The 21,123-nt window shown below is 66.3% G+C and carries 19 protein-coding genes; 10 read left to right on the top strand and 9 right to left on the bottom strand.

The window, feature by feature from the left end:
* The first annotated feature begins 53 nt into the window (after positions 1–53).
* Positions 54–785: an IclR family transcriptional regulator gene (locus tag ACIPK7_RS05680; RefSeq protein WP_192431251.1), complete on the top strand. Its 732-nt coding sequence runs from the start codon at positions 54–56 to the stop codon at positions 783–785.
* Positions 786–903: 118 nt separating this feature from the next.
* Here ACIPK7_RS05680 and ACIPK7_RS05675 read toward each other — a convergent pair whose 3' ends face one another.
* Entirely contained in the window at positions 904–1,794 is an 891-nt protein-coding gene (locus ACIPK7_RS05675; protein WP_192431252.1) for a LysR family transcriptional regulator, read from the bottom strand.
* 125 nt (positions 1,795–1,919) lie between these two features.
* On the opposite strand from ACIPK7_RS05675, the gene ACIPK7_RS05670 reads away from it, so the two are divergent.
* The 4 genes from ACIPK7_RS05670 (at position 1,920) to ACIPK7_RS05655 (ending at position 6,290) form a co-directional block, all read left to right on the top strand.
* Positions 1,920–2,618 carry a CoA transferase subunit A gene (locus tag ACIPK7_RS05670; RefSeq protein ID WP_401086202.1) on the top strand — a complete coding sequence of 233 codons (699 nt, stop codon included), beginning with the start codon at positions 1,920–1,922 and terminating at the stop codon, positions 2,616–2,618.
* Positions 2,619–2,644: 26 nt separating this feature from the next.
* On the top strand, positions 2,645–3,301 hold the full coding sequence (locus ACIPK7_RS05665; RefSeq protein ID WP_192431254.1) for a CoA transferase subunit B: 657 nt from the start codon (positions 2,645–2,647) through the stop codon (positions 3,299–3,301).
* A 115-nt stretch (positions 3,302–3,416) separates the two neighbouring features.
* On the top strand, positions 3,417–4,598 hold the full coding sequence (locus tag ACIPK7_RS05660; protein WP_401086198.1) for an acetyl-CoA C-acetyltransferase: 1,182 nt from the start codon (positions 3,417–3,419) through the stop codon (positions 4,596–4,598).
* A 252-nt stretch (positions 4,599–4,850) separates the two neighbouring features.
* Positions 4,851–6,290 (top strand): short-chain fatty acid transporter, encoded by a 1,440-nt coding sequence (locus tag ACIPK7_RS05655; RefSeq protein ID WP_401086195.1) that lies wholly within the window; start codon positions 4,851–4,853, stop codon positions 6,288–6,290.
* Between the two features lie 79 nt (positions 6,291–6,369).
* Here ACIPK7_RS05655 and ACIPK7_RS05650 read toward each other — a convergent pair whose 3' ends face one another.
* Positions 6,370–7,290, bottom strand: a complete 921-nt coding sequence (locus ACIPK7_RS05650; protein ID WP_192431257.1) for a LysR family transcriptional regulator — start codon at positions 7,288–7,290, stop codon at positions 6,370–6,372.
* Positions 7,291–7,309: 19 nt separating this feature from the next.
* On the bottom strand, positions 7,310–7,837 hold the full coding sequence (locus tag ACIPK7_RS05645) for a cysteine hydrolase family protein (RefSeq protein ID WP_192431258.1): 528 nt from the start codon (positions 7,835–7,837) through the stop codon (positions 7,310–7,312).
* A gap of 150 nt (positions 7,838–7,987) precedes the next feature.
* On the opposite strand from ACIPK7_RS05645, the gene pqqF reads away from it, so the two are divergent.
* From pqqF to nahK, 5 genes are all read left to right on the top strand, one after another.
* Positions 7,988–10,279 (top strand): pyrroloquinoline quinone biosynthesis protein PqqF, encoded by a 2,292-nt coding sequence (gene pqqF / locus ACIPK7_RS05640; protein ID WP_192431259.1) that lies wholly within the window; start codon positions 7,988–7,990, stop codon positions 10,277–10,279.
* 289 nt (positions 10,280–10,568) lie between these two features.
* Entirely contained in the window at positions 10,569–11,756 is a 1,188-nt protein-coding gene (locus ACIPK7_RS05635) for a porin (RefSeq protein ID WP_192431260.1), read from the top strand.
* A gap of 85 nt (positions 11,757–11,841) precedes the next feature.
* The gene (locus ACIPK7_RS05630) at positions 11,842–12,234 is read left to right on the top strand and encodes a hypothetical protein (RefSeq protein WP_401086190.1); all 393 of its coding nucleotides are present in this window, start codon (positions 11,842–11,844) and stop codon (positions 12,232–12,234) included.
* Positions 12,235–12,402: 168 nt separating this feature from the next.
* Positions 12,403–13,560 (top strand): nitric oxide-sensing protein NosP, encoded by a 1,158-nt coding sequence (nosP, locus tag ACIPK7_RS05625; protein ID WP_192431262.1) that lies wholly within the window; start codon positions 12,403–12,405, stop codon positions 13,558–13,560.
* Positions 13,490–16,117, top strand: coding sequence for a hybrid sensor histidine kinase/response regulator NahK/ErcS' (nahK, locus tag ACIPK7_RS05620; RefSeq protein ID WP_401086187.1), 2,628 nt, complete (start codon positions 13,490–13,492; stop codon positions 16,115–16,117). The genes nosP and nahK overlap by 71 nt, the downstream gene beginning before the upstream one ends.
* Positions 16,118–16,273: 156 nt before the next feature.
* Here nahK and ACIPK7_RS05615 read toward each other — a convergent pair whose 3' ends face one another.
* From ACIPK7_RS05615 to ACIPK7_RS05590, 6 genes are all read right to left on the bottom strand, one after another.
* Positions 16,274–17,134 (bottom strand): DMT family transporter, encoded by an 861-nt coding sequence (locus ACIPK7_RS05615; protein WP_401086184.1) that lies wholly within the window; start codon positions 17,132–17,134, stop codon positions 16,274–16,276.
* Positions 17,135–17,190: 56 nt separating this feature from the next.
* Entirely contained in the window at positions 17,191–17,856 is a 666-nt protein-coding gene (gene agmR, locus ACIPK7_RS05610; protein WP_192431265.1) for a response regulator AgmR, read from the bottom strand.
* Positions 17,857–17,936: 80 nt separating this feature from the next.
* The gene (locus ACIPK7_RS05605; RefSeq protein WP_401086181.1) at positions 17,937–18,500 is read right to left on the bottom strand and encodes a PQQ-dependent catabolism-associated CXXCW motif protein; all 564 of its coding nucleotides are present in this window, start codon (positions 18,498–18,500) and stop codon (positions 17,937–17,939) included.
* A 105-nt stretch (positions 18,501–18,605) separates the two neighbouring features.
* Positions 18,606–19,424, bottom strand: a complete 819-nt coding sequence (locus tag ACIPK7_RS05600) for an ABC transporter permease (protein WP_401086178.1) — start codon at positions 19,422–19,424, stop codon at positions 18,606–18,608.
* The gene (locus tag ACIPK7_RS05595) at positions 19,421–20,152 is read right to left on the bottom strand and encodes an ABC transporter ATP-binding protein (RefSeq protein WP_401086175.1); all 732 of its coding nucleotides are present in this window, start codon (positions 20,150–20,152) and stop codon (positions 19,421–19,423) included. Before ACIPK7_RS05595 ends, ACIPK7_RS05600 begins: the two co-directional genes overlap by 4 nt.
* On the bottom strand, positions 20,149–21,117 hold the full coding sequence (locus ACIPK7_RS05590) for a YVTN family beta-propeller repeat protein (protein WP_401086173.1): 969 nt from the start codon (positions 21,115–21,117) through the stop codon (positions 20,149–20,151). Before ACIPK7_RS05590 ends, ACIPK7_RS05595 begins: the two co-directional genes overlap by 4 nt.
* Positions 21,118–21,123 lie beyond the last annotated feature (6 nt).

Genomic DNA, 21,123 nt, shown 5'->3' with positions numbered 1-21,123 from the left:
TTCGTGTCGACAGGACGTCAAGTCCGTCTGGGAGCTCCTTTAAGTTGAAGACCATGAACGACGCCGAAGACTCCGTCCCGACGAAGGGAGCGAAAGTGCAATCCGCCGAAGTTGGCACGCAGATACTCAAGGCCCTGGCGGACCTCGCGCCGAGCACTTCGCTCAAGGCCTTGGGTGAGTATCTGGACATGCCGGCGGCCAAGGTCCACCGCTACCTGCAGGCGCTGATTGCCAGCGGCTTCGCCGAGCAGGACCCGCTGACCAACCATTACGGCCTGGGGCGTGAGGCCCTGTATGTCGGCCTGGCGGCGATTCGTCGGCTGGACGTTGTGAAGGTTGCGAGCCCGGTGTTGGCGGAGTTGCGCGATGTGCTGGGGCAGACCTGCTTCCTCGCCATCTGGGGCAGCCACGGGCCGACGGTGGTGCAGGTCGAGCCGGCGCAGGGGATGGTCACGTTGGTGACCCAGGTCGGCTCCGTGCTGCCGCTGCACGGTTCGTCCACCGGGCTGGTGTTCGCGGCCTACAAGGATGGGCTGGAGGAGGGCGCTGATCTGGCGGTGCTGGAAGGCATTCGCAGCGAAGGCCTGTATGCGATCCATGGTCTTTTGATGCCGGGGGTGAATGCGCTGTCGGTGCCGCTGTTCAAGACCGGGCGGGAGCTGGCTGGAGTGATTACCGTGGTGGGTTCTGAGGCGAGCTTTGCCGCCGAGCCTCAAGGGGAGGCGGCGCGGGCGCTGCTGGGGATGGCACGGGAGGTGAGTTTGCGGATGGGCGGAGAGGTTTGACTGTCTGAGGCTTCGGTGCTCGGGCGTGCCCTCTCCCCAGCCCTCTCCCTTCAGGGGGGAGCCGGCTCACGAACAGCTCCGCAGCGGGGGCGGTTCGCGAGCAAGCTCGCTCCTACAATTACTTCTCCATCCCCGCCCAATCCGTGCCTTTCACCAGCACATCACTCAGCGCCTGTGCGGCGCTGGAGAGCTGGTGCTGCGCCAGGCAGAATAGCCCCACCCGGCGCTCGATACGCGGTTCGTCGAGCGCCACGCAACGCGCCCCCAGTTCTTCCATCTGCTGCCGGCACAGGCGCGGCACGGCGCTCACGCCCAGTCCTTCGGCCACCATCCGGCCCACGGTCACCAACTGGTGGCTTTCGAACGCCACCGGCAGTCGCCCCTGCAGCCGGTCTTCCAGCAGCAGACGTACGGCCGAAGGGCGCTGCAGGGTGATGAAATGGTCTTCCAGCAACTGCTCCCAGGTGATCCGGGATTCATTCGCCAACGCTGAATCCGCCGGCAGCACCGCGACGAAACGGTCGGTGTAGAAAGGCGTGAATGTCAGCCCGTCGAGGCTGTCCGGCTCCAGGGCGATGCCCAGTTCCACCCGATGGTTGCGCACCATCTCCAGCACCTGCTCGTTGATCACGTCGTGCACCGCCACGTTCACCTTCGGGTGGCGGTCGCGGAAGGTGCGCAGCACGGCGGGCAGCAGGTTGCCGGCGAAGGAGGGCATGGCGGCGATGGAAACCTTGCCCAGTTGCAGAGTGAAGTGCTGGTGCATCACTTCCTCAGCGTTGTCCCAGTCCGCCAGCAGCCGGCGCGCCAGGGGCAGCAGCGTCTCGCCCTCTGGCGTCAGCGCCACGCTGCGCGTGGTGCGGACCAGCAACTGGCCGCCGAGGGACTCTTCCAGGCTCTTGATCGCCAGGCTCAGCGCCGGTTGCGACAAGTGCAGGCGCTCGCAGGCCTGGGCGAAGCTGAGGGTCTGGGCGACGGCGAGAAAGGCGCGCAGTTGCTTGACGGTCATATTAATAAGCAAACCAGATTAATCGATTGGAAAAACAAACTTAACAAATCAGTCTTGGGCGGTGAAGCTGCAATCGCTCTCTGACCGGCTGGTCGGACATTCCAAATACAAGAGGCAGCAGCAACATGGCAGGACTCGACAAGCGTGTAGGCAGCTACGAGGAAGCCCTCGCCGGGCTCACCGACGACATGACGGTACTGGCGGGCGGTTTCGGCATCTGCGGTATCCCGGAAAACCTCATCGCGCACATCCGCAAGCTGGGCGTGAAGGGCCTGACCGTGGTCTCCAACAACTGCGGCATCGACGGCTTCGGCCTCGGCGTGCTGTTGGAAGACCGCCAGATCCGCAAGATGATCGCCTCCTACGTTGGCGAGAACGCGCTGTTCGAGCAGCAGCTGCTGTCCGGTGAACTGGAGGTCGAACTGACCCCGCAGGGCACCCTGGCGGAAAAACTCCGCGCCGGCGGCGCCGGCATCCCGGCCTTCTTCACCGCCACCGGCTACGGCACTCCGGTCGCCGATGGTAAGGAAGTGCGCGAGTTCGATGGCCGTCACTACGTGATGGAGCGCGCCATCACCGGCGACTTCGCCATTGTCAAAGGCTGGAAGGCCGACCACTACGGCAACGTCATCTATCGCCACACCGCGCAGAACTTCAATCCGGTAGTCGCCACCGCAGGCCGCATCACGGTCGTCGAGGTGGAGGAAATTGTCGAGCCGGGTCAACTGGACCCGACCCAGATTCACACCCCCGGCATCTACGTCGACCGCATCATTCAAGGCTCCTTCGAAAAACGTATCGAAAAACGCACCGTGCGTTCCTGAGCCCACCGGACAAGAGAGACAAGAAGATGGCATTGACCCGCGAACAGATGGCTCAGCGCGTGGCGCGCGAGCTGCAGGACGGCTTCTACGTGAACCTGGGTATCGGCATCCCGACCCTGGTCGCCAACTACGTGCCCGAGGGCATGGACGTGATGTTGCAATCGGAGAACGGCCTGCTCGGCATGGGCGCGTTCCCCACCGAAGACACGGTAGACGCCGACATGATCAACGCCGGCAAGCAGACCGTGACCGCCGTGAAGGGCGCGTCGATTTTCTCCTCTGCCGAATCCTTCGCGATGATCCGTGGCGGCCACGTCGACCTCACCGTGCTTGGTGCCTTCGAGGTGGATGTACAGGGCAACATCGCCTCCTGGATGATCCCCGGCAAGCTGGTGAAAGGCATGGGCGGCGCCATGGACCTCGTGGCCGGCGCGGACAACATCATCGTGACCATGACCCACGCCTCCAAGGACGGCGAATCCAAGCTGTTGGAGCGCTGCTCGCTGCCGCTGACCGGTGCCGGCTGCATCCGCAAGGTGCTCACCGACTTGGCCTACCTGGAGATCGAGGACGGCGCCTTCATCCTGCGCGAGACCGCGCCGGGCGTCAGCGTCGCCGAGATCGCCGAGAAGACCGCCGGCCGGCTGATCGTGCCGGACGATGTGAAGGAAATGACCTTCTGATCCCATTCTCCCTGTAGGAGCGAGCTTGGTCGCGAACCTTCCCGGACTCCGGGGCAAGAGCGTTCGCGAGCAAGCTCGCTCCTACAAGGGCAAAGGCCAGCTTTGGAGTGAAATCATGCAAGACGTAGTCATTGTTGCCGCCACCCGCACCGCCATCGGCGCCTTCCAGGGCAGCCTGGCGAACATTCCCGCCCATGAACTGGGCAGCCTGGTCATCCGCTCGCTGCTCGAACGCAGCGGTGTGAAGCCGGACCAGATCGACGAAGTCATCCTCGGCCAGGTGCTCACCGCCGGCGCCGGGCAGAACCCCGCCCGCCAGGCCGCCATCGACGCCGGCCTGCCGGTGGAAGTGCCGTCGATGACCATCAACAAGCTCTGCGGCTCGGGCCTGAAGGCGCTGTTCCTGGGCGTCCAGGCGATCCGCTGCGGTGATGCCGACGCCATCATCGCCGGCGGCCAGGAGAGCATGAGCCTCGCGCCCTACGTGCTGCCCAAGGCGCGTACCGGCCTGCGCATGGGCCACGCCGAGCTGCAGGACACCCTGCTGCGCGACGGCCTGATCGACGCCTTCAACGACTACCACATGGGCATTACCGCCGAGAACCTGGCCGAGAAGTTCGGCATCAGCCGCGAGGCGCAGGACGCCTTCGCCGCACAGTCCCAGCTAAAAGCCGCCTCGGCCATCGAGGCTGGCCGCTTCAAGGACGAGATCACCCCGGTGCTGATTCCCCAGCGCAAGGCCGATCCGCTGTCCTTCGACACCGATGAACAGCCGCGCGCCGGCACCACCGCCGAATCCCTGGGCAAGCTCAAGCCGGCCTTCAAGAAGGACGGCACCGTCACCGCCGGTAACGCGTCCACCCTCAACGATGGTGCCGCTGCGGTACTGCTGATGAGCGCCGAACGCGCACGCAGTCTTAACCTCCCGGTTCTGGCGCGCATCCAAGCCTATGCGAGCAGTGGCGTCGACCCGTCGATCATGGGCATCGCCCCGGTGACCGCGACCCGTCTCTGCCTGGAAAAGGCCGGCTGGAACCTCGATGAAGTCGAGCTGATCGAGGCCAACGAAGCCTTCGCCGCGCAGGCCCTGTCGGTCGGCAAGGAGCTGGGCTGGAACGCCGAGAAGGTCAACGTCAACGGCGGCGCCGTCGCCCTCGGCCACCCGATCGGCGCCTCGGGCGCCCGTGTGCTGGTGACGCTGCTTCACGAAATGCTCCGCCGTGATGCGAAGAAGGGTCTGGCGACCCTCTGCATCGGCGGCGGCCAGGGTGTAGCGATGGCCCTCGTGCGCGACTGAGGCCATCCGACCAACGATTGATTGGCGAGCGCCGGCCGGCATGTAGCCATGTCGTAACGGCAGGCGGGATGGTAGGTGGGCACACCGACAGACGAACATCCTGCCGCGGTTTTTCGGCGTCCCCCGGCGCCGGCAAACCCTTGCGTCACCGCTCGGCCCCACGCAGGCCGGGCGGTTTTTCATTCCAGAACGGGCATTGCCACAAGCCCCGTTCGACGATGAACCATTACAAGAACAACGAGGTGGACCATTATGACTTCCCACGTGCATACCCCCGGCACGGCCGTTCAGGACAGCCGCTCGGCGCGCTTCGCCATGGCTTGTTCCAACTGGGCCGAGCGCTGGTTCCCCGACTCCTGGGTCTTCGCCGCGCTCGCGGTGCTGATCGTCAGCGTTGCCGCGCTGGCCATCGGCGCGCCGGCCACCGAAACCGCCAAGGCCTTCGGTGACGGCTTCTGGAGCCTGATTCCGTTCACCATGCAGATGGCCTTCGTGGTCATCGGCGGCTATGTGGTCGCCAGCTCCGGCCCGGCCTCCAAGCTCATCGACCTGTTCGCCCGCGTGCCGAAGAACGGCCGCTCGGCGGTTGCCTGGGTCGCGGTCATTTCCATGGTTGCCTCGCTGCTCAACTGGGGCCTGTCCCTGGTGTTCGGCGGCCTGCTGGTGCGCGCCCTGGCCCGTCGCGAAGACCTGAAGATGGACTACCGCGCCGCCGGCGCCGCCGCCTACCTGGGCCTGGGCGCCGTCTGGGCGCTGGGCCTGTCGTCGTCGGCCGCGCAGTTGCAGGCCAACCCGGCCAGCCTGCCGCCGTCGATCCTGGCGATCACCGGCGTCATCCCGTTCACCGAGACCATCTTCCTCTGGCAGTCCGGCGTCATGTTGCTGGCCCTGGTGCTGGTGTCGCTGGTCATCGCCTACATGACCGCTCCTGGCGCGGCCAGCGCCCGTGACGCCAAGGCCTGCGGTGTGGACGTCAGCTTCACCCCGCCGAGTGCGCCGAAGGCGACCCGCCCCGGCGAATGGCTGGAACACAGCCCGCTGCTGATCCTGATGCTGGTCGCCCTGGCCGCCGGCTGGCTGGTCCATGAGTTCAGCACCAAGCCGGCGATCACCGCTATCTCCGGGCTGAACACCTACAACCTGCTGTTCCTCATGGTGGGTGCGCTGCTGCACTGGCGCCCGCGCAACTTCCTCGACGCCGTGGCGCGCGCCGTGCCGACCACCACCGGTGTGCTGATCCAGTTCCCGCTGTACGGTTCCATCGCGGCGATCCTCACCACGGTGAAGGGCGGCGACGGCTCGACCATCGCCCACCACATTTCTACCTTCTTCGTGCAGATCGCTTCCCACGACACCTATGCGCTGCTGATGGGCGTTTACTCGGCGGTGCTGGGCTTCTTCATCCCGTCTGGTGGCGGCAAATGGATCATCGAGGCGCCCTACGTGATGCAGGTGGCCAACGAGCTGCAGTACCACCTGGGCTGGGCGGTGCAGATCTACAACGCCGCCGAGGCGCTGCCGAACCTGATCAACCCGTTCTACATGCTGCCGCTGCTGGGCGTACTGGGCCTGAAAGCCCGCGACCTGATCGGCTTCAGCTTCGTCCAGCTGCTGGTCCACGTGCCCCTGGTGCTGTTCCTGCTCTGGGCGCTGGGCACCACCCTGCAGTACCTCCCGCCGGTCCAGCCGTAACCACGCCTTCGGCCCCTACGGCAAAAAGCCCGGTTGTCTCGCGACATCCGGGCTTTTTTCTTTGGGATGCGGGATGCGATCAGCCCCGGCTGACGCCCACTGCGCCGAGCGCGCGGCCGTCCAGGTGCTCGCCGCTGAGCTGCGCGGCGTCCTGGTCGAACACTTCGCGCAGCCAGTCGCTGACCGCCTGGAAGCGGCCGATGCGGCCGGCGTCGCGGTGGGCGAGCAGCCAGATTTCCCGCACGACCACCGCGCCGGAGAGGCGCACCAGCCCTTCGCGCTCGCCGAGGAAGCAGGGCAGCAGCGCCATGCCCAGGCCGCTTTCGCAGGCGTGGATCAGCGTGGTCACGCTGCTCGCGCGCAGGGCAAAATTGGCATCGGGGACGAATCGGCGCAGCCAGCACATCTCCGGCGTGTCATCGAGGTCTTCGCCGTAGCCCAGCCAGGGCTGCTGCGGCCATTGCTCAGGCGGCACCTGGGCGAAGGGCGTGGCGGCGTAGATGGCGAAACCGATGTCGGCGACCTTACGCATTACCAGCGCGGCGTCTTCGGCCGGGCGTGCCAGGCGCAGGGCGAAGTCGGCCTCGCGGCGGGTAAAGGATAGCGCACGGTTCGCCGGGATCAGCTGCAGTTGCAGGTTGGGATAGGTGCGCGCCAGTTGCGGCATGTGCTGCACCAGCCAGTGGCTGAAGAGGAAGTCCACCGCAGTGATGCGCACCGAGCCGCTGATGGCGCTGGCTTCGTTGCGGGTTTCCAGCAGCATGCTCTGCACGTCACCGAGGATGCGCTCGGCATAGCCGAGAAAGGCCGTACCGGCATCGGTGGCCTTGTAGCCCGCGTTGTCGCGGATGAACAGGCGGGTCTGCAGCGCGCTTTCCGCCGCCACCAGGCGCCGGCTCATGGTCGAGGGGTCGACGCCCAGCGCGCGCCCGGCGGCGCTCATGCTGCCGTGGCGGGCGAGGGCGAGGAGGATCGGGATGTCGTTCCAGTCGAAGTTCATGGCGATCTCCTCATGTGCCTCAGAACTGCACGTCGGCGGCAGGGACGACCCGTGCGCGCTTGCCGAAGCTGCTGATGCTGCCCAGTACCGCGTTGTGGTGCGCGCTGATCTGCGCGGCGCTGAGCACGGCATTGTCGACGGTGGAGTGGGCATCGCCCACCAGCGTCACCGCATAGCCTTGGGCGAGGGCGCGGCGGGTGGTGGTGTCGACGCAGTAGTCGCTCTGCAGGCCGCAGACCACCAGATGATCGATGCCTCGCGCTTGCAGCAGGTCGGCGAGGTCGGTGCGCAGGAAGGAGTCCGGGGTGGTCTTGCGCACCTTGAGATCCGCACTGTCGGTGAGCAGGCGCGTTTCCAGCTGCCAGCCGGCGCTGCCATACTGCAGGTCATCGTCCTCGTGCTGCACCAGCACCACCGGCACGCCGGCCTCACGCGCCGCGCGACTCAGGCCATTGATGCGCTGCAGCACATTGTCGATGTCGAAGCAGGCGTAGTCGCCGGTACACAGGTCGGACTGGACGTCGATGATCAGCAGGGCGGTGCTCATGGCGAGAAATTTCCGAGGCTCGAGGGGAGGAGGGAATGGTAGCTGGCCCGGTGCCGCTGGCCAATGTCGGCAAGCCGTTGCTGCCAAAGCCGTATTTCCCTTTTCTGCTGCAGCGGCGAAGGTGACTTTCACGAACCGGACCGGATGCCGATGAACAACCTTCCCGCCAAGACCCTGACCCTCGCCAACGGCCTGCGCGCCACCGTCGTCCAGGCCCCTGGCGCCAGCCGCGCCGCCGCACTGTTGCGGATCGCCCGTGGCAGCCACGACGAGCCGCAGGCCTTCCCCGGCCTTGCGCATTTCGTCGAGCACCTGCTGTTCCTCTGTGGCGAGCGCTTCGTCGAAGGTGAACGGCTGATGCCCTGGGTGCAGGCTCGCGGCGGGCGACTCAACGCCGGCACCCGCGCGCGGCAGACGGATTACTTCTTCGAGGTGCCGGCCGACGATCTGGGTGACGGGCTGGCGCGGCTGGTGGACATGCTGGCGCGGCCGTGGCTGGACGAAGCGGTGCAGGTCGCCGAGCGCGAAGTGCTGGAAGCCGAATTCCTCGCCCGCAGCCGCGATCCCGACACCCTGATCGATGCCGCCCTGGCCCTGGCAGTGGCGCCGGGGCATTCGCTGGGACGCTTCGTGGCGGGCCGGCGCGACAGCCTCAAGGTGGACAGCGCCGCGTTCCAGCAGGCGCTGCGTGATTTCATCCGCTCCTGCCAGGCTGGCGGTGCGCTGGAACTCTGGCTGCAAGGGCCGCAATCGCTGGATGAGTTGGCGGCGCTGGTCGAGTGTGAAGCCGCCGTTTTCCCACCCGGCGCGCTGGCCGAGTCCACCTGCGCAGAATCCCTGCTGCCCTTGACCGGCCAGGAACTGAAGCTGCGTCTGCCCGGTGCGCCGCGACTGGTCCTGGCCTTCGCCCTGGACGGCATGGCGGGCGAGGGTGGTGCACTGCTGGAACAGTTGCAGGGCTGGCTGGCCGACGAGGCGCCCGGATCGCTGCTGGCCTGCCTGGGGCAGAACGGCCTCGCCGACAGCGCCCGTGCGCGACTAAGCCGCTTCGCCAATGGCCAGGCTTTGCTGCGGTTCGATTTCGAACTGGCCGAAGCCGCCACCGCCGATCTCGTGGAGTCGGCCTTCCTCTCCTGGCTGGAGGCGCTGCGCAAGCTGCCGGTGGACATCTACGCCGCCGCTCCAGTCGATGAGCCAACGGGTGTCCTGGAGCAGTTGCTGCGCCGCGCGGGAAGCGCCAATCCATCGGCTTGGCTGGGCCAACTGGTGACATCGCGCATGATCCGCCTGCTCGCCTGCGAATCGGTCATCGGCGAGTCCCTGACCTCGGCCGGCTTCATCCTCGACGTCGCCCGCAGCCCGCAGCGCAGCATTGAAGCGCTGCGGGGCGAGCCATGGGCGTTCACCCCGACGCAATCGGCCTTCGAAGGCGACCCCGCTGCTCTTTACCTGCGCTGGCGCTTCCCGCAGACACCCGGCCGACAGGCATTCCTTTGCGCCCGGCAGGCGCTGCGCCCCTTGGCGGGCGCGGCGCGGCACGAGGGCACCAGCCTGCGCCTGGAGGCCATGGAAAGTGACTGGACGCTGATGCTGTCGGGGGCGAAAAACCACCTTGCCGAGCTGGCTGAGTGCGCGATCCATGCGCTTCAGCATCCTGCCGCCGCTGTGCTGGGGCAGGGCGCGCGGCTGCACGCAGCGGAGCGCCGTCGGCGCGAAGGGGAAATGCCGATCCGCCAATTGCTCGACCTGCTTCCACAGATGCTGGCCGGGGACAGTGACGCCTCACCGGACTGGTCGGCCGCCCATTGGGACGACCTGACCCACGGCATTGAGCTGCCGGACACCCTTGCGGGCTATTCCACCACCAGCGCGTTGCCGCCGCGCAGCGGCCCGGCCGGGCGGCATCGCCAGGTGCTGGAGCTGCCGGGCGAAGCGGCGCTGTTGCTGTACTGCCCGCTGGCGTCGCGCGCGGCGGCGGATGAAGCCGCGTGGCGCTTACTGGCCCGCGTGCTGGAACCGGCCTTCTTCCACTGGCTGCGCGGTGAGCGGCAGCTGGCCTATGCGCTTTACTGCGGTTTCCGACAGGTGGGTATGCGCCGCGGCATTCTCTTCGCGGTGCAGTCGCCGTTGCTGTCGGCGGTGGAGTTGCAGGCCGAGGTCGACAGCTTCCTCTACCGCCAGGGCGAGGCCCTGTTGCGGATCGACCCGCAACGAGTCGACAGCCTGTGCGCTCCGCTGGTCGCCGAGCTGGCGCGCGCGCCGGGCGACTTCGCCGAGCGCCTGCATCAGGCCTGGAACGACCAGCTGGCCGGCGTCGCGTCGTCGCACCGCGAGGCCATGGTCCAGGCGCTCGGCAATCTCTGCGCCACCGACCTGCGCGCCGCGCATTCGACGCTCAGCTCTGCCCAGGGCGGTCACTGGCTGCTGCTCAGCCGCGCCTGATCCTCATACTTTCGACCCGGGGTGCCGTCCGCAAGGTGGTGCCACGGCCGACTTTTGCCTTACGTCGGGTGTGCTGGCCCAAGGTAGCTGCCCGGTGGTCGCGACTACCCTCGACCATTGCCGCGCGCCCGAGGTAGCGATGGTCGCAGAGCCTTGCGCAGCGCTCCCGCAAGACGCCTGCAAGACCTGCGGAACCAGGGCCAAAGCAGCGTATGGCAAGGCCCCTGGCGTTTCGATAATCGCCTCCGACACGACTGAGCCGCAGTCGATCCCCCACCCGGAGAGCGCCATGAACAAGAACAAGATCGCCGTCCGCCGCCAGCTGCTGCCGCTGGCACTCGCCACCCTGGCCGGCCCGGCTTGCGCAGATATCACCCTGTACGACAAGGACGACACCACCTTCTCCACCGACGGCTACTTCAACGCCTTCTATGTGAACAGCGATGTCGACCGCAACGGCGAAACCTACGACCGCCGCCAGTCGCGGGTGAAGATGGGCTTCCTGCCCAACTACATCGGCTTCAACTTCGGCAAGAAGATCGACGGACTGACCCTCACCGGGCGTTCCTCTTTCTGGGTGACCATCAACGACAGCGAGCAGGACGGCACCGATACTGCCATCGACGTCCGCCAGTTCTACGGCAACGTCGCCGGTGACTGGGGCGAGGTGCTGATCGGCAAGGACTTCGGCCTGTTCTCGCGCTCCAACATCTTCCTCGACGAACTGCTCGCCGGCTTCGGCAATTCCAGCGATACCCTGGGCCTGGTGGACGGCAAGGGCGTGTCATTCGGCAACATCGGCACCGGCTACCCGTACCCGTTCCCGACCTCGCAGATCACCTACCGCAACAACAGCCTCGTCGACGGCCTGCACGTCGCGGTGGGCATCATGGACCCGATCGACACCAACCAGATCGACAAGGACGCCAGCGACGGCCTCGACGACAAGGCCTACCAGGACAACCCGCGCTACGAGAGCGAGATCAGCTACCAGTTCGACGTCGGCGGGGCGAAGATCTACAGCTGGGTCAACGGCGCCTACCAGACCTCGAAGAACACCAACGACGAAGTCGACAGCGTGACCTCCAAGGGCCTGGGCTATGGCCTCCAGGCGAAGATGGGCGGCTTCTCGCTGACCGGCTCGGGCTTTACCGCCAAGGGCATCAACCCGTTCTTCACCAACAACGCCGGCGAAGCCGCGCTGCGTGAAGTGGACAGCCGCGGCGTGCTGCTGCAGGGCTCCTACAGCTGGGGCAAGAACCGTGTGGCGCTGTCCACCGGCGAGACCCGCGACGACGGCAACGGCCTGGGCAGCGCGGCGGACTACTCCACCAAGGGCATCGCTTACTTCCGCACCATCAACGACAACCTGAAGCTGGTGGCCGAGTACAACGTCTACGAGATCGATGGCCGCAAGGGCTCCACAGTCAGCGAAGACACCGACACCTTCGCGGTGGGCGCCGTGCTCAACTGGTAAGTCTCCCCAACTCCTTTGGCTCCAATTCGGCGGGTCGGCACGGTGTGTCGCCCGCCTTTTTTCTTGCTCTCAAGGAAGATTTGTCATGATCGGAATGTGGAGCGCGCAGGCGCAGAGTTACCTGCTGGTTCTGTCCGTCGCCACCACCCTGGTGTTCGCCCTGCCCATCTTCCTGATGCCTTTGTCGTGGGCGAGGGTGATGCAGTGGCAACTGCCGGAGCACACTGATCTTGCGGTGTATTTCGGGCGTTGCCTGGGGGCCTTCATCCTCATCGTCGAAGGGTTGATGCTGCGCGCGGCGCTGACCGGGGAGGCGCTGGCGACCACCTTCGAGGTGCTGGCTGCGGTGGCGGGATTGATGGTAGTGGTGCACATCTATGGCGCGCTGCGCAGGATTCAGCCGTGGACGGAGACGCTGGAGACGGGCTTCTATGCCGGGATGCTGGTGTTGACGTTGCTGTTCTGGCCGGCTGCCTGACGCCGTAGGGCGCATAACCCGTTCCGGGTTATGCGCCCTACGAACTGACGGAATCTCCTACAGATATCCCGCTACTTTCGGATAGACCCGCCGCGACCCAAGTAGCATGGGGCGCGCCCCGGCCGCTTCGTAGAATGCCAACGTCGATATCCTGACTGGGCGTACGCCATGCATGAAACACAAGGAGTCGTTCGCGGCATGTCCAGTGCCCGCGACGTCGAGGCGGTCGCCCAGGACCTGGCGCGTCAACTGCTGCACCCCAACCTCGGCTTCGTGCTGTTCTTCTGCTCCGCCGAATACGACTTGCCCGCGCTCGCCAGCGCGCTGGAGCAGTACTTCGGCGGCATCGACCTGGCCGGCTGCACCACCGCCGGGGAAATCACCCCACAGGGTTACGGCCGTGGTTGCGTCACCGCCGTGGGCTTCGATCTGCGCAGCTTCGCCATCTCCTGCGCGCTGGTCGACGAGATGGAGCGCTTCAGCCTGATCGACGCGCAGCAGATGGTCGAGTCGCTGGTGGCGGACTGCCGCAGTGCCGGCCTGGCGCCGATCAAGGACCACAGCTTCGCCCTGACCCTGCTCGACGGGCTCTCCAGCCGCGAGGAAGTGGTGCTCGCCGCGCTCAGCGCTGCGCTGGGCGCTATCCCACATTTCGGCGGTTCGGCTGGTGACGACAACCACCTGACCCACACCCACGTCTACTACCAGGGCCAGTTCCACACGGGCGCGGCGGTGGTGGTGCTGTTCAACACCTGGCTGGACTTCGAGGTGTTCACCACCCACCACGTGCTGCCCAGCGAGGAGAAACTGGTGGTCACTCGCGCCGACAGCGACAGTCGCCGCGTGCTGGAGCTCAACGCCGAGCCGGCCGCACTGGAATTCGCCCGACTGGTCGGGGTGCCGCTGGAACAGCTGGACTTCTCGCTGTTCCCGGCACACCCGCTGGCGGTGCGGGTGCGTGAGCAGTACTACGTGCGCTCGATCCAGCAAGTCAACGATGACCTCAGCCTGACCTTCTACTGCGCAGTGGAGAACGGCATCGTCCTGACCGCCATGCGCACTGGCCCGCTGCTGCCTGGGTTGCAGGCGCAGTTCCAGCGCCTGCACGAACGCCTCGGCCCGCCGCTGCTGACCATCGGCTGCGACTGCTTCCTGCGTCGCCTGGAGTTGGAGGTGGCCGGCGATACGGAGCCCACCGCCGAGTTTCTCCGCAGCCAGCAGGTGATCGGCTTCAACACCTACGGGGAACAATTCAATGGCATGCATATCAACCAGACCTTCACCGGTGTCGCCATTGGCCGTCCTCGGGGCAACGCCGGACGCTGAGCTGCGCGCGCGCATCGACGAGCTGGAGCGCGACAACCACAAGCTGCAGCGGATCAATGCGGCGCTGATCGAGCGTGTCGAATCGGCCACTTCCCGCGGCGACAACGCCTACGGCGCTTTCCAGCATTCGGTTGTGCTGGCCGAACAGGTACGCGAGCGCACCGATGCGCTGAGCGAGGCGATGGTCGAGCTGAAGTCCAGTAACCAACTGCTCAGCGATGCCCGCCTGCGCGCGGAGACCGCACACCAGCACCTGCTCGATGCCATCGAGAGCATCTCCGACGCCTTCGTGTTGTTCGACCCGCAGCAGCGCATCGTTCTCTACAACGAGCGCTTCCGTGCCTTCTGGGCGCAGACCCGCGCTCGCGTCGGCGCGGGAACTCGCCTCACCGAGGTGCGTCGGCTGGCGCAGAGCAGCGGGCTGATCGTCGAAGAACAGCGCAGCAGCGATGACGAACATACCCTCTATCGCCTGCGCAACGACCGCTGGGTGCGCGTCACCGAGCGGCCGACACGCGACGGCGGGCTGGTGGTGCTCTATAGCGACATCACCGAGATCAAACAGAGCGAAATGGCCCGCCGCGAACAGGCGGTGGCGCAGAAGTCGCACCTGCTGCAGCGCGCCGTGGACAACCTGTCCCAGGGCGTGGCGATGGTCGGTGCCGATGGCGCGCTGGAGTTGTGGAACCGCCGCTTCCTGGAGCTTTGCGGGTTGGCGCCAATCGAGGCGCATCGGCCCTTCGCCGAAGTCATGGCCGACAGCGAGCTGCCGCTGCTGACGCCACGCAGCCGGCCGCGCAAGGGCGAAGCGGAAGGGGTGATCGAGCAGCGCCTGTTCGACGGGCGCATGCTGGAAATCCGCACCCACGCGTTACCCACCGGCGGCTTCGTCAATACCTTCACCGACATCACCGAGCGCTACCGGCATGCCGAGGCGCTGCGTGAAAGCGAGCGCTGGATTCGCCTGATCACCGACCAGGTGCCGGCGCTGATCGCCTACCTGACCGCCGACCTCGACTACGACTTCACCAACAAGGTCTACGAGGAGTGGTACCGCTGGCCCAGCGGCTCGATGCTCGGGCGCAACCTGCGCGAGGTCCACAGCGCCGAGCATTGCCAGCGTCTGGAGCCTTATTTCGAGCGCGCGCTGTCGGGGGAGAGCGTCACCTTCGAGATCGCCGAGACCAACCTCGCCGGGCAGGAGCGCTACATGCAGCGCTCTTACGTACCTAATCGCCAGTCCGATGGCACGGTGAGCGGGCTGTTCGTGCTGATCCGCGACATCACCGAGCGCCGCCGCACCGCCGAGGCGCTGCACCAGGCCTACCAGAACCTGGAACAACGGGTGCGCGAACGCACTGCCGAGCTGACCAGCCTTAATGACCAGCTCAAGCGCGAGATCGACGAGCGCAGCCAGGTCGAGGGGCGCCTGCGCGAAGCCAAGCGCGAGGCGGAGCAGGCCAACCTGTCGAAGACCAAGTTCCTCGCCGCCGTCAGCCATGACCTGCTGCAACCGCTGAACGCCGCGCGGCTGTTCACCAGTGCGTTGCAGGAGCGCAGCGGCGAAGCGCTGGTGCGCAATATCAGCCAGTCGCTGGAAGACGTGGAGACGCTGCTCGGCACCCTGGTGGACATCTCAAAGCTGGATGCAGGGGTGATCAAGCCGGACATCGCCTCGTTCGATCTCAGCGAGCTGCTCGGCAACCTCGCTGCCGAGTACAGCCAGGTGGCGGCCAGCGAAGGTCTGGCGCTGGACTTCGTGCCCTGCGGTGCCCAGGTGCGCAGTGATATCCAACTGCTGGCACGAATCCTCCGCAACCTGCTGACTAACGCCATTCGCTACACTCCCTCCGGCCGCGTACTGCTGGGTTGCCGACGACGCCGGCACAGCCTGTGGATCGAGGTCTGGGACACCGGTGTGGGCATAGCCGCCGACAAGCTCGGCGAGATATTCCAGGAGTTCAAGCGCGGGGATGTGCAGCGCTTCCATCAGGACCGCGGGCTGGGATTGGGCCTGGCCATCGTCGAGAAGATCGCGCGCATGCTCGGTCACCGTATCCACGTGGAATCGGTGCCGGGCAAGGGTTCGCGTTTCGCCATCGAAGTACCGCTGGCGCGACGCGTGGCTCGCAGCGCACCGGAGCCCGAACGCACCGCCGACGATCTGGTGGAGCGCCTGCGCGGCTCCCGCGTGTGGGTGCTGGATAACGACGCCTCGATCTGCGCCGGCATGCGCACGCTGCTGGAAACCTGGGGCTGCCGGGTGGTGACGGCGCTGTCGGAGGAGGACCTGGCGCGGCAGGTGGACAACTTCCACGCCGAGTCGGATCTTCTGATCGTCGATTACCACCTCGACGACGGGCTCAACGGCGTCGACGCGGTTGCCTCGATCAATGCCCGCCGCGGCACGCCGCTACCGGCGCTGATGATCACTGCCAACTACAGCAACGAGCTGAAGCAGCAGGTCCGCGAGCTGGGGCACACGCTGATGCACAAGCCGGTGCGGCCGATGAAGCTGAAGACGGCGCTGTGCCATCTGATCGATAGCGCACGTTGATCGCGAAGAAGGATTCGCGGACAAGGTCCGCTCCTGCAGGGTTACTCCGTCATCCGGGAATGTAGAAGAACCTGTAGGAGCGAGCTTGCTCGCGAACAGACTCCGCTGGGGGCCAGGTTCGCGAGCAAGCTCGCTCCTACGAATAGCAAGACGAGGTCAGGCTTGCTGGGCGGCGGGGGAGCGGACTTTGGCCAGCAGGATCAGGGCGATCCCGCCCAGCACCGCCAGCGATACCAGAGCCAGGCGCAGGCTGATCGTCTCGCCCAGGAGCACCGCGCCGGACAGAGCGGCGAGAATCGGCACGCTCAGCTGCACCGAAGCGCCCTGGATGGCCGACAGCCCCGACAGCGCGCTGTACCAGATCGCATAGCCGATTCCCGAGGCTACCGCGCCGGACAGCACGGCATAGGCGATGCCTGACATGTCCACCCGCAGATCGGCATGGAAGATCACTGCCAGCAGGGCCGCAAACGCAATGGCGCGCATGAAGTTGCCCGTCGAGATCGCCAGCGGATCGCTGCCTTTGCGCCCGAGCAGCGAGTACAGCCCCCAGGCCACGCCGGACAGCAGCATCAGCAGCGCACCCGCCAGCGGCGGTGCACTGGCGCTGGGCAGCAACTGGACCAGCAGCCCGCCCAGGGCCAGCAGGAATCCCACCAGCGCCTGCCCGCGCAGGCTTTCGCCGCGCAGCAGGCCGACCAGGATCATGGTCACCTGCACCGCACCGAACAGCAGCAGCGCGCCGGTTCCGGCGTCCAGCTGCACGTAGGCGTAGGAGAAGGCAGCGGCGTAGACGAACAATGCCGCCGCCGCGCGCCAATTGCCACCTTGGCTGGCGGTGCGGCGGCGCAGTTGCAGTAGCAGCGCGAGCATCAGCGCGCCCGAGAAGATGCGGATGCCGGTAAAGCTCACCGCGTCGATGCCGGTGGCCTTGAGGGCCAGGCGGCAGAGGATGGAATTGCCGGCGAAGGCGACCATCGCCAGGCCGGTGAGGCTCAGGGTGCGGGCGGAGGGCATCGAGTGGTTCCCGGTAGCGGTCGCAACGGCACTTTATGGATCAATGACGCCTCGTCTCAACGACGCAGATAGGCGGCGAAGTCGATATCGCCCGCGCAGAGGATGGCCTGCACGCGGTTGTGCACCTTCAGCTTGCGCAGGATGGCGGAGACGTGGGCCTTCACTGTGGTTTCGGCGATTTCCAGGTTGTAGGCGATCTGCTTGTTGGATTCGCCCTTGGTCATCCGCTCCAGCACCAGCAGTTGCTTGCGGGTCAGGGCCTGCAGCAGTTCCGGCGGAATGCTGTGGTCTTCCTGGCCGCTGCGGCGCGGCGAGGATTTCTGCGTGCGGATGATGTCCGACGGCAGATAGACGTTGCCGTTGAGGATCTGCTCGATCGCCTCGGTCATCTGCAGGCGCGGCGACGACTTGGTGATGAAGCCCACGGCGCCGTAGGTGATGGCCTGCAGGACGACTTGCTTGTCTTGTTCGGCGGAGACGATCACTACCGGGATGGTCGGGGCTTCGTTGCGCAGGCTCATCAGTCCGTTCAGGCCATGCATGCCGGGCATGTTCAGGTCGAGCAGGATGAGGTCGAGATCATCGTGCTCCTGGGTCAGGCCCAGGGCGCTGTCGAGGTCGGCGGTCTCCATCACTTCGCTGCCGGGGAAGCCGTCGGCGATGACGTTGTGGATGGCTTCGCGGAACAGCGGGTGATCGTCGGCGATCAGGATCTTGTACATGGCCTACACCTCGTTGTTGTCGTTATGGGTGGCGAGCGGCTTGCGGTCGCAGGCTACTGCATGTGTCACGAAAGCAGGTGTCACGGAAGGGGTTGCGGTTGGGCATCCTGCAGGGGCAGTCCTGCCTGTTCCCAAGCGTCAATTCCATCACGGTACCAGTAGAGGCTGCCGTAGCCCAGCGCATGTGCGCGGCGGATGGCATTCCAGCTCATCCAGCAGTCGGAGCGGCAGTAGAACACCAGCGGGCGCTTGGGATCGCCGTCGGTGAGGTGAGCGAGATTCTGCTCCAGGTAGGCCTGCCACCGCGGCTCCAGGGAGCCGGTGCCGACGTTGGCCAGCCAAAGGCTGCCAGGCAGGTTGCGGTGCTTTTCGTCCTCGACGAACTGGCCGTTGAGGAAGGTGCGGCGGTAGACGTCCACCAGCCGGGTCTGCGGTTCGCGCTGGAGCAGCGCCTGTAAGGCAGGAGTGTCGAGGGTGGTGGCGTGGTCGGCGGAAGACGGCGTCGGGCTGCGGTACTGGGCTTGGCGGTAGCCGTCGGCGGAAAACAGCGGCGCATCCTCGGCCAGGGCGGTCGGCAGAGTGAGGGACAGGCTGAGCAGGCAGGCGGCCAGGCAGCCGGGCACAACAATAGCAAGGCGAGGCATGGCGGTATCTCTGTTGGTTCTTCTTGTAGTGGCCATTAGATGCCGGCTGTGCGGCTTTGGAAATTCGACGTCAGGAGGGATGAACCAGTACCAAAGTAGTAGGTTTCACCCCTTGCGCAGGGCGGCTTGCTGCGGGTTGAAGGTCAGCACGGCCACACCGGAGAAGAGCAGCGTCAGCCCCAGGCAGACGCTCGCCGCCAGCGGGTTGAAACGCTCGTAGAGGGCGAAGCGCACCAGTTCCACTGCATGGCTGAACGGGTTCAGCGCACATAGCCAGTACAGCCACTGGCTGGCCTCGCGCATCTTCCACAGCGGATAGAGCGCGGAGGAAAGGAAGAACAGCGGGAAGATGACGAAATTCATCACCCCGGCGAAGTTCTCCAACTGGCGGATGCCGTTGGACAGCAGCAGCCCCAGCGCGCCCAGCAGCAGAGCGGCCAGCAGCAACGCCGGCAGCGCCGCCACCAGCCCCATGGGCGGCGGCTGCACGCCATACAGCCAGGCGATCAGCAGGAAGGCGTAGACCTGCAGCAGCGACACCAGCGCGGTGGCCAGCAGCTTGCTGGCGAGCAGGAAGGCACGCGGCAGCGGACTGGTCAGCAGCACGCGCATGCTGCCCATCTCGCGGTCGTAGACCATCGACAGCGAGCCCTGCATGCCGTTGAACAGCAGGATCATGCAGCACAGCCCCGGCACTATGTAGGTTTCGTAGGTGACGTAGGTGTCGTACGGCTCGATGATCGAGATGCCCAGCGCGGCGCGAAAGCCGGCGGCGAACACCAGCAGCCAGAGCAGCGGCCGCACCAGCGCGCTGAAGAAGCGCGAGCGCTGCAGGACGAAGCGCAGCCACTCGCGCACGACGATGCCGCGCAGGCACTGCCAGTAGGCGGCGGGGCCGAAGCGCGGACTTTCCAGGGCGCTCATGCGCAGACCTCCAGGCGGGTCAGTCGGTCGAAGGTGCGCTCCAGGTTGCCGGCGTCGGGCGCGCAGATGTCCCGCGCCTCGCCACGGGCCACCAGCCGGCCGCGATCGAGCACCAGCAGCGCATCCTCGCTGCGCACCTCGTCCAGCAGGTGAGTGGTCCAGAGCACAGCCAGCCCGTCCTCGCGGCACAGCCGGCGTACGTGCTCATTGAGTGCCTGGCGCGCTGCCGGGTCGAGGCCGACGCTGGCTTCGTCAAGCAGCAGCAGGCGAGGGCGATGCAGCAGCGCACGGGCGATCTCCACTCGGCGGCGGTGCCCGCCATTGAGCGCACGAACCTTGTCGCGGCGGCGCTCTTGCAATTGCTGACGGGCCAGTTCGGCGTCGATCCGCTCGTTGGCCACGGTGCGTGGCAGGCCGTGCAGGGCGGCGTGGTAGCGCAGGTTCTGCTCCACGCTCAGGTCCAGGTCCAGGGTGCTCTGCTGGAACACCACGCCCAGCTTGAGCAGGGCCAGGCGCGGCTGGCGGCGCAGGCTGCAGCCGAGCACGTCGATCTCGCCCTGCTGCAGGTCGTAGAGGCGCGTCAGCAGGGCCACCAGTGTGGACTTGCCGGCGCCGTTGGGGCCCAGCAGGGCGGTGAAGCGCCCGGCCGGCAGCTCGAAGGCCAGGCCGTCCAGCGCGCGCCGTGGGCCGTAGGCAAAGCTCAGGTCGCGGACGGTGAGCGCGTTCATGGCGTCACCACCACGCCCCAGGGATAGCGGCCGACCTTGATCGACTTGGTGACCTTGCGCGAGGCCACATCGATGACCGACACGTCGCCGCTGACGCCGTTGGTGGCCAGCAGGGTCTTCTCGTCCGGGGTGAACGCCAGGTGCCAGACGCGACGGCCCACCAGCAGGTAGTCGAGTACCTCGAAGGTCTCGGCATCCACCACCGCCACATGGTTGGCCGGGCCGAGGGCGACGAAGGCCAGCTTGCCGTCGCTGGTCAGTTGCACGCCCACCGGCTGCACCTTGTCGGGGTGTACTCCCTGGATAGCAAAACGCAAGGTCTTGAGGATCTTGCGGCTGGCGGTGTCGACCACGCTGACGGTGCCGCCGATCTCCGCCGAGACCCAGACCTGCGAGCCGTCGTGGGTGAACTCGGCGTGGCGCGGGCGCTGGTCCACCAGGGTGCTGTCCACCAGCTTCTGGGTCGAGGTATCGATCCAATGCAACATATTGGTGGTCTCGCTGGTGTTCACTGCCCATTTGCCATCCGGGCTCACCGCCATGCCTTCGGGCTCGACGCCGACGTCGATCTGCCCGAGCACCTGGGCGGTTTGCGTGTCGACCACAGTGACCAGCGCATCGTCCTCATTGGAGACGTACAGCCAGCGGTCATTGGGATGCAGGGCAAACTGCTCGGGGTCTGCGCCCGAAGGCAATTGCCTGATGATCTTCCGGGTGGCGAGGTCAAGCACCTGCACGGTGTCCGAGTCGCTCGCGCAGATGTACAGCAGCTTGTTGTCATGGGATCGCGCCAGCCCGCGCGGGCGCTTGCCGGTGTCGATGGTGCCGGTGACGGTCAGGGTGTCCAGGTCGATGACGCTGAGGTTGTTGTCCTTCTCGTTGGAGACGTAGGCGGTGGCCGCGAAGGCCGTGGGCACCAGGCCGAGCGCGAGGCTGAGGCAGGAGAGGGCAAGCAGGCGGGGCATGGGCAG

This window comes from Pseudomonas sp. NPDC086581 (genome assembly GCF_044746165.1).
Lineage (GTDB): Bacteria > Pseudomonadota > Gammaproteobacteria > Pseudomonadales > Pseudomonadaceae > Pseudomonas.
Note: the sequence above shows the minus strand (reverse complement) of the source record. Positions and strands in the feature narration are given on the sequence as shown.

What these genes read in the sequence shown, in the direction of transcription:
- ACIPK7_RS05680 (WP_192431251.1), top strand. Translation starts at nt 54, where the DNA reads ATGAACGACGCCGAAGACTCCGTCCCGACGAAGGGAGCGAAAGTGCAA.
- ACIPK7_RS05675 (WP_192431252.1), bottom strand. Translation starts at nt 1,794, where the DNA reads ATGACCGTCAAGCAACTGCGCGCCTTTCTCGCCGTCGCCCAGACCCTC.
- ACIPK7_RS05670 (WP_401086202.1), top strand. Translation starts at nt 1,920, where the DNA reads ATGGCAGGACTCGACAAGCGTGTAGGCAGCTACGAGGAAGCCCTCGCC.
- ACIPK7_RS05665 (WP_192431254.1), top strand. Translation starts at nt 2,645, where the DNA reads ATGGCATTGACCCGCGAACAGATGGCTCAGCGCGTGGCGCGCGAGCTG.
- ACIPK7_RS05660 (WP_401086198.1), top strand. Translation starts at nt 3,417, where the DNA reads ATGCAAGACGTAGTCATTGTTGCCGCCACCCGCACCGCCATCGGCGCC.
- ACIPK7_RS05655 (WP_401086195.1), top strand. Translation starts at nt 4,851, where the DNA reads ATGACTTCCCACGTGCATACCCCCGGCACGGCCGTTCAGGACAGCCGC.
- ACIPK7_RS05650 (WP_192431257.1), bottom strand. Translation starts at nt 7,290, where the DNA reads ATGAACTTCGACTGGAACGACATCCCGATCCTCCTCGCCCTCGCCCGC.
- ACIPK7_RS05645 (WP_192431258.1), bottom strand. Translation starts at nt 7,837, where the DNA reads ATGAGCACCGCCCTGCTGATCATCGACGTCCAGTCCGACCTGTGTACC.
- pqqF (WP_192431259.1), top strand. Translation starts at nt 7,988, where the DNA reads ATGAACAACCTTCCCGCCAAGACCCTGACCCTCGCCAACGGCCTGCGC.
- ACIPK7_RS05635 (WP_192431260.1), top strand. Translation starts at nt 10,569, where the DNA reads ATGAACAAGAACAAGATCGCCGTCCGCCGCCAGCTGCTGCCGCTGGCA.
- ACIPK7_RS05630 (WP_401086190.1), top strand. Translation starts at nt 11,842, where the DNA reads ATGATCGGAATGTGGAGCGCGCAGGCGCAGAGTTACCTGCTGGTTCTG.
- nosP (WP_192431262.1), top strand. Translation starts at nt 12,403, where the DNA reads ATGCATGAAACACAAGGAGTCGTTCGCGGCATGTCCAGTGCCCGCGAC.
- nahK (WP_401086187.1), top strand. Translation starts at nt 13,490, where the DNA reads ATGGCATGCATATCAACCAGACCTTCACCGGTGTCGCCATTGGCCGTC.
- ACIPK7_RS05615 (WP_401086184.1), bottom strand. Translation starts at nt 17,134, where the DNA reads ATGCCCTCCGCCCGCACCCTGAGCCTCACCGGCCTGGCGATGGTCGCC.
- agmR (WP_192431265.1), bottom strand. Translation starts at nt 17,856, where the DNA reads ATGTACAAGATCCTGATCGCCGACGATCACCCGCTGTTCCGCGAAGCC.
- ACIPK7_RS05605 (WP_401086181.1), bottom strand. Translation starts at nt 18,500, where the DNA reads ATGCCTCGCCTTGCTATTGTTGTGCCCGGCTGCCTGGCCGCCTGCCTG.
- ACIPK7_RS05600 (WP_401086178.1), bottom strand. Translation starts at nt 19,424, where the DNA reads ATGAGCGCCCTGGAAAGTCCGCGCTTCGGCCCCGCCGCCTACTGGCAG.
- ACIPK7_RS05595 (WP_401086175.1), bottom strand. Translation starts at nt 20,152, where the DNA reads ATGAACGCGCTCACCGTCCGCGACCTGAGCTTTGCCTACGGCCCACGG.
- ACIPK7_RS05590 (WP_401086173.1), bottom strand. Translation starts at nt 21,117, where the DNA reads ATGCCCCGCCTGCTTGCCCTCTCCTGCCTCAGCCTCGCGCTCGGCCTG.